Here is a 13,585-nt window from a genome sequence, read left to right as displayed (position 1 = left end):
ACGACCCGAAGCCGTTCGTGTGGACCAAGACCGCCGAAGAGATCCTGGAATCCCTCGCTAAATATTGCCGACGAATTTCATGCGCATGACACTAGTATCCTGCGCCTGAAATTTCGCCCCGGTGTCCAGCATCCTAACCACCCTGTCGACCCTCGCCATGCTCGAGGTACTGATCGCCGGGCATCGGCTTGTCGCTCCATGAGTTACGCATGAAGTCAATGGACCCTCCTGGACTCGTTAGTCCAGCGACTCGATACCCCATATATCGATCCTCGCCCCTGCGTCCTCGCCAGCCCCGGGAAGGGGCCTTGCTGGCCTCGATGCGATCGACTCTGTCATCGGCAGGCTGTGGAGTCCCCCGCCGTGCCCGTGTACCAAAGACGCCTTCCATCGCATCGAGTGTGGGCTTGATGAGGTTGTCCAGATCTCAGACCTCGTTTGCATTGCGGGCCTGGGCAAGACGAAACTCGAAACGCACAGCGAAACGCGCGTCCTGAGGCTGCACTTCATTCGCAGCGACCGCCGATCAACCGCATCTTTCCAAGGGTTCTCATGGGCTGTGGCGTAGATTGCGGGCCGGCCGGTCACCTGGATTGTCACCACATGGCGATCCGTCACACGCTCCAGGATCGCACGCCGTCGGCGCGACCGAGATGACTCGAACTCCCTTCTTATCCGTAGCAAGGTCAGGGCTGTCACAAACCCGTCTATGGTTGTCCACAACCGCCTACTCAAAGTGGGCGCCATACTCTGGGGATTCCATGCCCGTCCATGGGCGTCCAGGACTGTCGTTAGCAAAAGCGTTAGCAGGCTGAGGTGGCGTTGCTGCATCAGTCGCCTAATCATGGGCAGATACCGGGCCGATCCTCGGGACGGGGCGCGGTACATGAAGTTAGTGATCTTGGCATCATCCGCCGGAAAGGGGGCTGAGATGGATCCGATCCTGGTGGCGGGGCGCCCCCGCGTTTCGTCGGTTGTCCGCGCATTTACAGCGGGGAGTCACAATCCGGGCATTTTTCGCGGACTTGCTGAGAGAATGGCATGCCGTTCTGGCCAGTCCGGGCCATGGCGGCTTTAGCCCTGAGGACACCGGGTGGATATTCTTCTTCACGAAGGATTCGTGCCGTACCGTCCTCTTCAATAATTGCAAAGTCGAAATCGACTCCGTCAGCCCAATCTATTTCCATGAAGCGAGCTTCCGTTGTGCGGTGGACACACCGACATAGATCCCTAACTGCCGCCGCGACACCTAGAATTCTGGCACTACGCGAGCGCGCCGCGAGAACAACGTCTTCCCCCTCTATTGCGATCTCGAACACTTCTCCAGGTTCAACTCGTGCCGAACCGTCAATCCTACCGGCACCGACGACATACTCATCTAAGTGCTCTGAGATATTGCGTAGATCCGTTACATGAGAGGCGCTTCGTCGAAATGTTTGCAGAGCCGCCATTATGTGCGAATTATTGCCTAATCGCCTCTGTAGATCCCGAGCAATTCTCTCCATTCTCCGCGCGCAATTTATTATCGCGAGCGCATCAATTCGCGCTACAAACAGAATTTGTTGCCGCTTCTTCCATGCCTTCGGTCCAGTGGCCTTATTAAAGTCCTTAAAATCTGTCAGTAGCCGACGCTCATGCACCGAGAGTTCCGTCAGTAGAGCCTCCACCGAGGCTTCGCCTCTTACCCGCTCAAAACCCTCACGTGATGCCCGGGTTGGTAGGAAGACGATCTCGCCGGGCTCATTCACGACTTGCTGATCGCGAAGCTGATTACCAGCATCGACAGCAATCGCCATCAAATCCGAGTCCTGAGGTGCGATATCTATCGCGATTTGGATGGCAATCTCGGCGAAATCATCCGTCCATGCAGTCAGAAAGCCGCTATTGCCCTCAATGGTGATGTCGCAAAGAATCTGCCGTCCTCAGCCTCGCGCTCGACCGAGGTGACAGCCCTGCGCCACCTTGTGTAGGCAGCGAACTCGCGGATCCATGACAATACCGCGCGACTCGGCGGAGCCGCTGTTTGAAACTGGACCGTCCGCCAACCCATACATGCCCCCGCTCAACACAACATACGGCTATTCCAGGATCGTAAGCGCACCGACAGTGGCCCATATTCTCCAGATAGATCCTCGTCAAGGCAACCTTGGCACCAGGCCGGTCGCGGGTGTTCCCGCGCCCCTGCTGCGAACTTCGTCCTGCTTCGTCGTGAGCGTCCGGCGTAGAACCCCCTTCTCTCCCCCTCCAGACTGCTCTCATTTCTCCGTCATGAATCGGCACCTCCACCGCGTCAGCGGTGGCTTGAGTCGCCTAAGGGAACCGAACTCTTGATCCCTTCATTACGAGTGAAGCGGAGGGTCGAGGGCCAGGACTGCTGCTCAACCGTGTGACGCTGTACGGGACGATCAGGCTGCGTGAGGGGGCGCTGCTGTACTTCCCTGCTGTACAGCAGACCACAGCATCCCTCGTATCCGGTGCAAGCCGACCCGGAGCGCAGGGCCGCCAGGCCCGAGACATCCGATCGGCGGCGATGTCAAACGTGCTCGGTCCGTGGTGGCCGGCGACGCTACGGCGGGCTGTGATCAACGAGATTGGGCGTCGTCGGCTGCCGCGGTTCGCGGGGGTCTGGGGGCGGTGGAGCCCCCAGGGGCTACGGTGGGGAAGGCGAGGCGTTCGCTGTAGGGCTGGCGTGTGGTCAGGCAATGAAACAGGCAGCCAAGGAAGCGGTTGTAGAGGTTGCGCAGTGCCGCTGAATGTTGATCGCCGTGTTCTTTGCGGCGGTCGTAGTGGACACGGGCGCCTGGCGAGGCGGTCAGGCTGGCGAAAGCCCAGATGTAGCCGACAGCTGCCAAGCGGCGATTCTTGACCCGGCGGTGGACGACGGCCCGGCTGCGTCCGCTGGCGCGGGTGATCGGGGCGGCTCCGGCGTAGGCCTTGAGGGCGCGGGCGTCGGCGAAGCGAGTGTGGTCATCGCCGATCTCGGCGAACAGCCGGGCGGCCGTCAGCTCGCCGAGGCCAGGGAAGCTGGTGACGATGTCGTGGTCGGGGTGGTCACGGAAGGCTGTGACGGTGGCCTGGTGCAGGTCGGCTGCGGCTTGGCAGGCGGCATCGAGAACGGCCAGTAACGCCAGCGCTTGCCGGCCCATTGCCTCTTCGATCGGGGTTGGTTGGCGCAGATAGGCGCCTTGGAAGCCGGCGTGCAGGCGTTCGGCCCAGGACTGTAGATGATAGATGCGGCCGCAGTCCTTCAGCGCGTCTCGCAGTTCGGCGATGGTGCGTTGGCGCGCCGCGGGTCGCGTCCTCGGAGCGGTGTAAATAGCTCGACGAGGTAGGTGCCGTGAGTGGATCTTAAGCGGCCTCAGTAACGGGTGCCAAGGCCGGGCCGTCGGCCGGGTGGAGCTGGGCGGGCGGGTCGAGCAGTGCCCGGCGGAGGTCTCGCAGGATGCGCAGACCCGTGCTGGTCAGGGTGAAGCCGCGCCAGCCGCGGGCGGCGCGGTCGAGGACGGCCCACACGAGTGAGACGCAGCTGGTCTCGCCGGGGGAGCGGCCGATGACCTTGACGCGGCGGCGGGTCTCGCCGAAGGTGCGCTCGATGAAGTTGGAATGCCGCACGCGCTTGTGGTGCTCGAGCGGGAAGCGCAGGTAGGTGGTCAGGCTCTGGCGGTCGGTGAGCAGGCATTTGACCGCTGCCGGATACCGGCTGCCCCACGTATCGGCGAAGGCGTCGATACGTCGCTGCACCCAGCCCACGAGCTGCTGGCCGACCTTGACGTCGTCACCGAGGTCGCTGAGGTCGAAGATCTGCCAGTAGGCGGCTTTGACCTCGGCCTGGTCGCCGGCGCTGACCTTGGCCAGCACATTTCTGGCGCGATGAACGAGACACCGCTGGCGTAGCGAGGCGGGGAATACCTGCTCGGCGGCGCTGATCAGGCCGGGCGCGCCGTCGGAGATGATGAGCAGCGGCGGGCGCAGGCCGCGGGCGACGAGGTCGGTCAGGAAGTCGTGCCAGGCGTCGGTGGACTCGGCTGCGGCGGCGGCCAGGCCGACGAAGACGGGCTTGCCGGCGGTGGTGATGCCCCAGGCCGCCAGGATCGGCTCGGCCCGGCTGCCGTCGTGCATCTTGAAGTGGGAGGCGTCGCAGAACAGGTAGTCCAGCTCGACCGTGCTCAGGTCGCGGCACCAGGCGTCGTACTCGGCCACGATGGCCTGGCAGATGGTCGAGACCGTCGACTTGGACAGGGCGGCCTCGGGGCCGAGCGCGTCGGCCAGCGCGCCTTCGACGTCGCGGACGGACAGGCCGCGCACGAAGGAGGCGATCACGAGTGTCTCCAGCGCGTGGGTGCGGGTGACGCCGGTGCCGAACAGGCGGGAGGCGAACTTCTCGGTGGTGCCGCGCAGTTTGGGGCGGGTGATGGTGATCGGGCCGCTGGTGGTCTTGACGGTGGTAGGGCAGTGCCCGTTGCGGTAGCCCGGCCGCACTGGGGCCTGCTCGTCGCCGCCGGCTGTGGTGACGGCGGTGGCGCGCTGGTAGCGGGCGCGGCCGAGGAAGGCGTCCACCTCGGCTTCGACGGCGGTCTGGATGATCAGGTGGGCGCCGAGCCGGGCGACGTCCTCGATGACCTCGACCAGGTCACGGTCGGAGGCGAACAGGGCGTCGATCTCGGCGCGGATGGCCTGAACGGGCGGTAGTGTGCGTGCCACGAGCGTAGGTCCTTGCGTTGTGCGAACTTTGGTCGGTTCAGCACGGCAACCTACGCTCGTTCACTTTTACACCGCATCTTGGACGCGACCGGCGCGCCTGTGGCGAGGGTGGGGACGATCTTGAGCACTGCGCGGGCTTCGCGGCAGGTGATGCCGCCATCCTGGCCCGCGAACAGCGTCAAGAAGGCCGGGTAGTACTCGCGCAGCAACGAGCGCAGCTCGTTACCGATGCGGTGGACGCGCCAGACGGCGTCCTGGTGGCCGCGCGCGAGCACCGCGATGGCCTGGGCCTGGTGGCTGTCGGCGGGCAGTGGCCGGTGCAGTGCCATGTCGGTGCGCAAGATGTTGGCCAGGACGACGGCGTCTTGCCGGGCGGACTTCTTGCGGGACACCGAGTGCCGGTCGCGGTAGCGCGAGGCGCTGAGCGGATTGATGGCATAGACCCGCCGACCGGTTGCGCGAAGCTGGGAGACCAGCAGGCCACGCGGTGTCTCGATGGCCACTGGGATCGGTATCTCGGCGGTGTCGCCAGCCTCGGCCAAGATGGTCAGCAGTTCCTCGTAGCCCTCAGGCGATTCGGCGATGCGTTGCTGGGCGATCACCGTGCCTGTCTCGTCGACCAAGGCGATGTCGTGGTGCTTCTCGGCCCAGTCGATGCCGCAGTAGACCTTCATGACGTTCCCTCCGTCTGCTGATGCAGCGTGCAGAGGTCCTCACCGAGATCATGCGGCGTGCTAATGACAAGACTTGGTTGTCTACCATCCGATAAGCCGTCTGCTGACCTCGGCACCCGCGCAGTCCCGGCCTTGCTGAGAGCTGACAGCCCACGACATGAAGAGGGATACCCCTGCGCGAGCGGCCCTCGCTTCCGCTCTATCAGAGGCGGTCACGCCCAGCGGGCCGGTTGGCCAAAGGCGCCGGTCTCAAGCGGAAAGATCTCAAAAGATCCTGCACCGGAAGTAGGCATCCCACGCGGCCCGGCCGGTAGGGCGTGACCTGCCTCACCGTCATTGGCACCGGAAGCGGCGCGGCAGTTTCAATCTTGGTTTCGAACCGACAGCAGCTCCGAATCCGGGCTGCCCGCTATCTCTGAACGTACCGCAGGGGACCTCGGGGAGCGACGTGAAGCGGCGGAGCGGTACCCGCACGTTCACGTCATGTCGACGCTCACGGTGCTATTCTTGCGCATCCAGGTTGCGCGCTAGCACACATCGAGCTCAAATGGAGTGTGGATAGACGGACCCGTAACCTGCAAGCCCGGGTGTTGCTAACAGCTGTTTGTTTCCGTACCCGATTGGTGGGCCCCAGTACTTCCGTCATTACCTGATTACCTGATTCCACCGCTCTCTACCAGAAGTGCCTCTCTAGTTTTTCTCACAGTACTCGGTGGGCTTGCCATCCCAATTGGCTTTATGCGGCTACTTTTCTCGCGCATCTCTAAGGCCCCGAGAGGACGACTGCATCCTCTGACGCAATCCGAGGTTGAACAACTTACCCCAAAGGAACGAGCCGATATAATCACGGCCACCAGGACCATGCGCCTCCAGACGGTTAGCACATGGGGAATCTTGTTCGGTCTCGTATTTACGGCTGGCAGTCTCGTATACACATCTCGCACTCTAGAAGCTTCGCAAGAAGCTCATATAACCGACAGATACACCAAAGCGGTCGAGCAGTTGGCTTCACCCGCTTCCGACGTTCGCCTCGATGCCATTTACGCCCTGGAACGCATCGGTCACGATCCCCTAGAGATCGTGAAACTATTTTGAATCTACTTACCTCCTATGTTCGTAACCGAGACTCTTGCACCCTGAGGCCTGACCAGAAAGCACTTCCCCAGCAGTGCACCGCCAAGACCATCGAAGAGCTAGAGCGCTTGCCTCTCGTGCCGGTAGCTCCGGACGTGATAGCCGCATGGCAGTCTGCCCAGTCCCTCCAGCGCAAGGTCGGCCTTGGATTTGAGCTTGTGGATTTGGCTCGCGTCCGCTTTCCTCGGGCGGATCTCCGCAATGCGCTTTTGAGTCGAGTCGACCTACGCGGCGCGGATCTGCGTGGAGCACGTTTAACCAAAGCGCTTATCGACGATACAAATATGGAGGGTGCAGACCTACGTAGCTCCGACTTGACCTCCGTTGGTGCAAGGGTTAACGATCTGCAGGATGTTTATTTTGGAGACGGCGGGGGGCGCGGAGTAAGTTTCATTTCTGCAAATCTACGTGATGCTGACCTACGGTGGGCGCGTCTAAATAATTGTCTATTCTATGGAGCGGATCTGCGCGATACCAATCTAGAGAAAGCTTGGCTGCATGGCGTCGACCTACGAGCAGCTAACTTGACTGGCGTAATTGGGCGAACCAGAGCTGAGATTCAAGCTGAAGCCACCCTAGATGACGACACTAAGTTCGGTCAATGAAGCAGCTATAAAGGGCGAAGCGCTCTTCTCGTTTCCATCGCCTCGTAGGCTGTCGGGCCGCCGCGAAGCAGCAGCGGGCAGGATTTGAAGCGTCATGCCTGGCATCGTGTGTCCGTTAACCTGCCGCAGCTCCTCGATCACAACTTGCGCTACGCGGATAACCACGCTTGCACAGGAATCAAATCTGCTGGACTCGCCTGTTCGGTGCGGAGCGAGGTGATCAATCTTTCGCTTCGACCACAGCGCACAACCGCTAGAGGATTATCTCGCAGCCAGAGATCCCCGGCATAGGCGTCGCCTGACGATCGCTGAGTTACGCCTGCACCTGCATGTCGGTCAGCATGCCGTGTCTTCTACCGCTGGCGGGAACTCGGTCGCGCGCCGGTCTGCATTCAACTGCCCGACCTCGAACTCCGCATCTGGCGGAGCGACCTCATGGCCTGGCTCGACTCGCGACGGGAGGCAGTGTGAACACCACCTACGACGTGAAACTCGGCGCCATTCAACATCGCTCCGACCGTGATACCCCTACCTTCATCGCCCGCTGGCGGGTGGCCGGCAAGCAGAAGTCCAAGAGCTTCCGCACCAAGGGTCTGGCCAACGCTTTCATGTCGGACCTGCGGCAGGCGGCCAAGGCGGGGGAGGAGTTCGACGTCACCACCGGTCTGCCAGTCTCGATGCTGGCACCGGAGTCCTCGGGGCCGACATTCCTGGAGTTCGCCCAGGCGTACATCCTCCAACGCTGGAACACCTCGGCCGCCAGGACTCGCGAGAAGGACGCGTACGCGCTCCTCAGTCTCATTCCGGCTCTGGTGGATGACGCGCCGCGTCGCCCATCCGCCGAAGACCTGCGGGAGGTCCTCCGGGCTCATGCGCTCCTCCCGGAGAAGCGGCGAGCCACCCTGACCTCTGTCCAAGCCGCGGCTCTGGGCTGGTTGGAGCGGGCTTCGCTACCGCTGTCGAACTTGGGGGAGGCGCCCGTTCTTCGCACGGCCCTCGACGCCATCTCGGTTACCTTCGCCGGCGCCCCTGCAGGGGCGAACACCGTGCGGCGTAAGCGTGCGGTCCTCCATCATCTGCTGGAGCACGCGGTCGAGCAGAAGGTGTTCAACAGCAACCCGCTGGACGCGATCAAGTGGACGGTCCCGAAGGCCGTGACGGTCGTCGATCCTCGCACGGTGGTCAACCCTGTCCAGGCGAGACGACTCCTCGATGCAGTCCCCAAGGTGGGCCGTAAGCGGGGCCCTCGGCTCAAGGCGCTGTTCGGGTGCATCTACTACGCAGCGCTTCGGCCGGAGGAGGCGGCGGATCTCCGCGCGAACAACTGCACGCTGCCCGAGTCGGGATGGGGGCTGATTGTCCTGGAACGCGCGCGACCGCAGAGCACGAAGCGATGGACGAACTCCGGCGAGACTCACGAGTCCCGGAGCCTGAAGCACCGCGCGGACAAGGAGACGCGAGAGATCCCGATCCCGCCTGTCCTGGTCGCCATGCTCCGCGAACACATCGCTGAGTACGGCACGGCCAAGGACGGCAGGATCTTCCGCACCAGTACCGGCGGAACCTACTCCAGCTCGGCCCACTCGTACGTCTGGCAGGAAGCTCGAAAACTCGCCCTCACTCCCGCTCAGGTGGCCTCGTCGCTCGCCGCGCGTCCGTACGACCTTCGCCATGCGGCGGTTTCGCTCTGGCTGAATGCTGGTGTCCCGGCCCCTGAGGTGGCAATACGTGCAGGGCATGGCGTTGACGTGCTGCTTCGTGTCTACGCGAAATGCTTGGACGGCCAGCAGGAACAGATCAACGGAAAGATCAACGACGCACTCGACGCATAGAGAAGCCGGACTTCGGCCCCGGCTACGGCTGGGGCCTTTCTCTTATACGCCTCCGGCAACGCCCCTGGCGACACGCGACAGGTTGGGTGATCGCGGCGGATCTCGAAATCATGCGGCACCCTGGCAACCACTCGGTGAATAAGGAGGATTATGCACGGTGATCGCTCCCCGCTCGAAGGCTCCAGGCCACGCCGACGGCCACCATACGGCCTGCCGCTGCACAGACGCACCACGCTCCATGAAGAGTCGGAGTCGACCGCCGAACCGCAGTCTGGGCCGTCGGTCAGCTATAGAGACGCCTCGATCCTGGGGAGGGACGATCTTTGGCCCCGGATGTACTCGACTCCGACACCTCCCATGGGACATCCTCAGGGCGTCGGAGATCGCTGGCTGAAGCCGGTTCTCGTCGCGGGCCTCGTGGCCTGCCTTGCTCTCGGGATGTGGTCGGGCATGCCCAGCGCGGGAACCGCGCCATCGAAGACCGGCCTCGCCTCGGTGCCCAGCTCCCGCACGCACACGACTGCGCAGGATGCAGTGCCGGGCCCGCGGCCGACTCTCACGCCTGCCGCCCCCCGTGCGACGCCCCCCGCATCACCCCGGTCAGAGCGCAAGGCATCGAAGGGGGGATCGAAGCGATCCGGGCGGAGCCACGGACCAGTGAGCCGTACGGCGCGGCAGCAGGAGCCGCCTGCGGCCGGAAGGAGGAACCGCTCGCAGAAGACGGCCCGAAAGAACTCTGGGGGAAACATCAGGAAGGGACCGTCTCGCTTGATCTCCGCGAAGTGTGACCGACTGTTCCCGCCGTCTCGTCCCATGTTCCGCATCCGTAACCGGGTCTGCCATCAGATCTATGGCTAGCGTGCGGCTCGACGGCGTACGGGGACGTGACTTTTCAGAAGGTCGTGGAACGGAGCCATGGTCACGCGAGGATCCGCTTCAACCTGTGGCGAGTCTGATCGATCAAGCTGGTCGCGGCACCGAGCCGGTTGTCGACGCTGATATGCGCTGCGGATGGGCTGTTGTCGGTGTCCAGGCTGCTGGCGTAGGCGGCCCAGTTGTCCAGCTTCCAGGCGTCGCGGGTGGCTCGGCGGATCTCCATGTGCTTGCGCATGGATGCGGCGTCGCAGCGTATCCAGATCACGCCCACGTCCGCGCCGATGGCTGAGCCCTGGTCTGTCAGGCGGGACATCCAATCGGGGCTGTTCAGTCCGGCGATGAAGGGCGCGTACAGGATGGCCGAGGTACCCGCCCGCAGATTGTTAAAGGCGGTCTCCAGCACACAGCGGTACTCCAAGGGTCGCACTTCGCGTAGGTAGAGCTCGGTGTGCCGGTCATGGGGATCTCCGCCGAGTGATGTGAGCAGTCGCTCGGACATGGCGCAGGTCATGGAATCCTTGTCCAGGAGGGCCCAGCCGGTGACCTCGGAGAGGAACCGGGAGAACTCACTCTTGCCGGAACCGGCGTAGCCGCAGACGAGCGTGAGAACCGGCTTGACGCTGTGCTGCTGGTGGCGTTTGCGCCAGGCATCCATAACGAGGCTGATGAATCGCGTGGGCTCGACGTCCGCCAGAGGGGCGGCAACGCTTATGAGGCTTTGTTGGACGACTTCGGCAGCGATGTCGCTGGCGGAGGGCTCGAGAGGTCGAGACCAACCGGAGTCGTGGGTCTTCACGCGTCAATCATGCGGCGCATAAACGGCTCGTGAGCCGTGATTTGGAATAGCTATGGACGGCACCGAAAGCCGGACATCGAGCCTATGGTGCACCATAAATGGACTTATTGCGATTAACCGTACATCGGCTATTCCGCTTCAATATGGCACCGTATTACGGGTTCACTTGGTGCACCCGTTGTGTTTGACTCCTGATCTGTAGCCACGCCCTTGGGGAGGGGCCATGGGGGAGTTCGTCGGGATCGATCTCCTCGGCGCAGAGAAACTGATCCGCCAGATGGAAGCGGGGAAGGATGTCCTGGCCAGGGCACGGCCGGGGCTCGAAGCGGCGATCGCGGAGGCGGGCGAGGAGTGGGCCGGTCGCGAAGGCGTTGCCCCGATGCACCGCACCTGGTGGTTCTTCCACGAGTCGCAGCAGGATCTCAAGTGGCGCATCGACACCATCAAGCGGATCGTGCCGACCCAGCAGACGGGCATGCTGACCGGCACCTTCCCCTTCAACAGCGCCACCGAGGCCACAGAGGCGGCCAAGCGGGACGCGGGTGTCATCACTGCTGCGCTCAACTACCACGACCAGTTCCTGTCCGGGCCGAGCTGGGCCGGGGTGGAGAAGGCCCTGGCAGCGCTCAAGAGCAGGATCGACGATCCGAGCTACTCGGCAGCCCTGCTGACCGCACTCGGTCCCACGACCTTCCAGAAGTTGATTCGCGACTGGATGAACACCCAAGCCGCGGGAGCGCGTAGAGGACTGACCCCGGACACGCTCAAGCGCGCCGGTGAATCCTCGCCCGGCCTGCTGGCCAGAGCCTTCGCCGCCGCTGAGAGCTCCGGGCGACTCGGGAACGAGTGGCAGAAGATGATCGAGACAGCCCCATCGGACGTCCTCTCCAGCCTCGTCGCGCTGGCCCCGCAGTCCGGCACGTTCCTCAACCGGGTGGCGACCAACCTGCTGAGCCGCCCACCGAACTCCGACACTTTCCCCACCGATCCGAACTGGAACCTGCACAACCTGGCCAAGGCGTACGAGGCGAATCCGGAGGCATTCCGGCGCCTGCTGGCCGAGCATCCGAACGAAGCCGGGGTCATGCTGGACGCCTACACCATCAGGTCATTAGGCGTTCCTGCGTACGAGGAGACCTTGGCCAGGGCGCTGCATGGGGCCTTGAAACCCGGCGCCGGGGCTGACGACATGCGGGAACGGGCCTGGATCACGGTCATCAACAGCATCGGATCCGAGCACACGTTGTGGGTGGGTGGCGGCATCGGCACCTTCGCCGATTCGCCGATCAGCCGGGTTCTGGCTCAGGACATCACGCCCATCCTCGACAAGCTCGCCCGAGGCCAGGCAGAGCGGAACTCGCCGGAGGTGCCGTACTTGGAGCCCAGGGCGCCTTGGGACAAGCTCGACCCCACAGTGAGTGCCCGGTTCCTCGGCGCGCTGATGCAGGACTCCACCGCGGCCGACACGTTGATGAAGGCCGGTACGGACTACATGAAGCAGCTGGACATGGGGCGCTTCCATCCCTTCGATCCGAGCAACTACGGACGAGAAGCGCACATCAACCTGGCCGAGCGAACAGGTGCGCTGACGAACCTGCTGCTGGCCGGCTCGACCTATGCGGAGTGGAGCGACGACGAGTACGCCGACCGCCTGGCCGGCTTCCTCCTCATGCCGGTCGACTTCATCAACAACAAGTACCTACCTATGGACAGTGCCCTTGCGTCCACGGGGAAGGACAAGGGGCTCGACGACGTCAAAGACGTGATGAAGGACCTCATCACGGACTACCTCGACAAGAAGACGCCAGATACAGCCCGGTCGATCGCCAGCACCCTCGTGAACGAGCAGGTCGAATGGCTGAGCCGCTCGCTCAGAGAGAACGGGCAGAAGGCGTTGACCGCATCCGAGACGGCCATGATGCGAGACGCGATGGAAGGTCGGGTCCACGATGCCTTGCTCGACGCACTGGAAAGACGGGGTGGCTGACCATGCCCGTCAAACACCAACTCCTCCGTGAGGCGGCTGAGAAGGAGGCGCTCGCCTCCACCTTTGTCAGGTACGCCAGGACCCTGGCCGACACCTTCGACGGCATTCCTGCCAAACCAGGCGACAGCGAACCGTTCTGGAAAGGGCAGGCTGCCGAGCGGTACCTCACGCATGCGGCCCGCCTGAGACGCGAACTGGCCGAGCTGGAAAATTCGTGCCTGGCCACCGCCGAGAACCTTCGCCGGCGCGCTAAGCAGCTCCGAGAAGACGCCGCGCGTGTACCTGACCCCATGTGACTGCATTCAGGTATTGACGGGATAGCACTCCGTCTTCCCGACGATCATGACGTTAGGTGTCGAGTTCATGCGGGCGAGCAGGACGAAGGTCACCCTTGTCTCAGGATTGACCACCACGGCGACACTCACATCGTCTTCCCAAAGATCGAGATTATCCACGACCTGAGTGGAATATCCCTTGCCGATGAGCTGGCCCTTCAGCAGCCCGACAAGGTTGGTCGCACTCTCCGCAGACGGATTCGCGAAGTTCCCCTTGGCGATGTAGAAGCGCTGCTCCTCATCGTTGAGGCAGGTCGAGTCACGGTCCCGGTCGGCGCGTTCTCTTGTCAGCTCGGTCAAGCCTGCCTCGATGCCCGCAACCACCGCGTCACCGTCGCTCACGAGCTGCCGTGATGCCTCCGCCAATGTCGGCCGCTCTGACTCGCCCGAGCACGCCGTCAAGGCCGCGAAACAGATAAGTGTCGCGGCAATTGCCCTCGAATACGCAACATGGCGCACGTCCGGACCTTATCCGACCATCTCTCGCTCGTACATCCGTTCTTGCCAGCTATAGCGAGCTGCGATGAAGCCGGTGCTCTTCCGCTCCGTGTGTCAACGACGGCCGAATTCTGACCCCCTGACGATGTCTGAATCGTGACCCCCTGATGTTGTCGTTGGTTACTGCTCGTGCTCGGATCGGGCCGA

General features: G+C 63.1%; 9 protein-coding genes and 1 pseudogene. 4 read left to right on the top strand and 6 right to left on the bottom strand.

Annotation, left to right across the window (positions count from 1 at the left end; translation table 11 throughout):
• Positions 1-986: 986 nt before the first annotated feature.
• The 4 genes and pseudogenes from ACWDXC_RS45105 to ACWDXC_RS45090 all read right to left on the bottom strand — a co-directional run.
• On the bottom strand, positions 987-1,796 hold the full coding sequence (locus tag ACWDXC_RS45105) for a hypothetical protein (protein ID WP_449993215.1): 810 nt from the start codon (positions 1,794-1,796) through the stop codon (positions 987-989).
• A gap of 786 nt (positions 1,797-2,582) precedes the next feature.
• Positions 2,583-3,146: a transposase gene (locus tag ACWDXC_RS45100; protein WP_449993213.1), complete on the bottom strand. Its 564-nt coding sequence runs from the start codon at positions 3,144-3,146 to the stop codon at positions 2,583-2,585.
• 202 nt (positions 3,147-3,348) lie between these two features.
• Complete coding sequence (locus ACWDXC_RS45095; RefSeq protein ID WP_449993211.1) at positions 3,349-4,701, bottom strand: IS256 family transposase; 1,353 nt, start codon at positions 4,699-4,701, stop codon at positions 3,349-3,351.
• A 92-nt stretch (positions 4,702-4,793) separates the two neighbouring features.
• Positions 4,794-5,375 (bottom strand): annotated as a pseudogene (locus ACWDXC_RS45090) (IS110 family transposase); the annotation flags it as partial.
• An 884-nt stretch (positions 5,376-6,259) separates the two neighbouring features.
• On the opposite strand from ACWDXC_RS45090, the gene ACWDXC_RS45085 reads away from it, so the two are divergent.
• Together ACWDXC_RS45085 and ACWDXC_RS45080 are read left to right on the top strand one after the other, a co-directional pair.
• The gene (locus tag ACWDXC_RS45085) at positions 6,260-7,114 is read left to right on the top strand and encodes a pentapeptide repeat-containing protein (RefSeq protein ID WP_449993209.1); all 855 of its coding nucleotides are present in this window, start codon (positions 6,260-6,262) and stop codon (positions 7,112-7,114) included.
• Between the two features lie 467 nt (positions 7,115-7,581).
• Positions 7,582-8,946: a tyrosine-type recombinase/integrase gene (locus tag ACWDXC_RS45080; protein ID WP_449993207.1), complete on the top strand. Its 1,365-nt coding sequence runs from the start codon at positions 7,582-7,584 to the stop codon at positions 8,944-8,946.
• 919 nt (positions 8,947-9,865) lie between these two features.
• On the opposite strand, the gene ACWDXC_RS45075 is transcribed toward ACWDXC_RS45080, so the two are convergent.
• On the bottom strand, positions 9,866-10,618 hold the full coding sequence (locus tag ACWDXC_RS45075) for an AAA family ATPase (RefSeq protein ID WP_449993206.1): 753 nt from the start codon (positions 10,616-10,618) through the stop codon (positions 9,866-9,868).
• 223 nt (positions 10,619-10,841) lie between these two features.
• Here ACWDXC_RS45075 and ACWDXC_RS45070 point away from each other — a divergent pair, with 223 nt between their 5' ends.
• Together ACWDXC_RS45070 and ACWDXC_RS45065 are read left to right on the top strand one after the other, a co-directional pair.
• A complete protein-coding gene (locus ACWDXC_RS45070) occupies positions 10,842-12,605 on the top strand; it encodes a hypothetical protein (protein ID WP_449993204.1) in 1,764 nt (587 codons plus the stop codon).
• Between the two features lie 2 nt (positions 12,606-12,607).
• Complete coding sequence (locus ACWDXC_RS45065; protein ID WP_449993202.1) at positions 12,608-12,901, top strand: hypothetical protein; 294 nt, start codon at positions 12,608-12,610, stop codon at positions 12,899-12,901.
• A gap of 6 nt (positions 12,902-12,907) precedes the next feature.
• Here the strand turns inward: ACWDXC_RS45065 and ACWDXC_RS45060 are convergent, their stop codons facing one another.
• Positions 12,908-13,282 (bottom strand): hypothetical protein, encoded by a 375-nt coding sequence (locus ACWDXC_RS45060; RefSeq protein WP_449993200.1) that lies wholly within the window; start codon positions 13,280-13,282, stop codon positions 12,908-12,910.
• Positions 13,283-13,585 lie beyond the last annotated feature (303 nt).

It is taken from the genome of Nonomuraea sp. NPDC003214, assembly GCF_053590035.1.
Note: the sequence above shows the minus strand (reverse complement) of the source record. Positions and strands in the feature narration are given on the sequence as shown.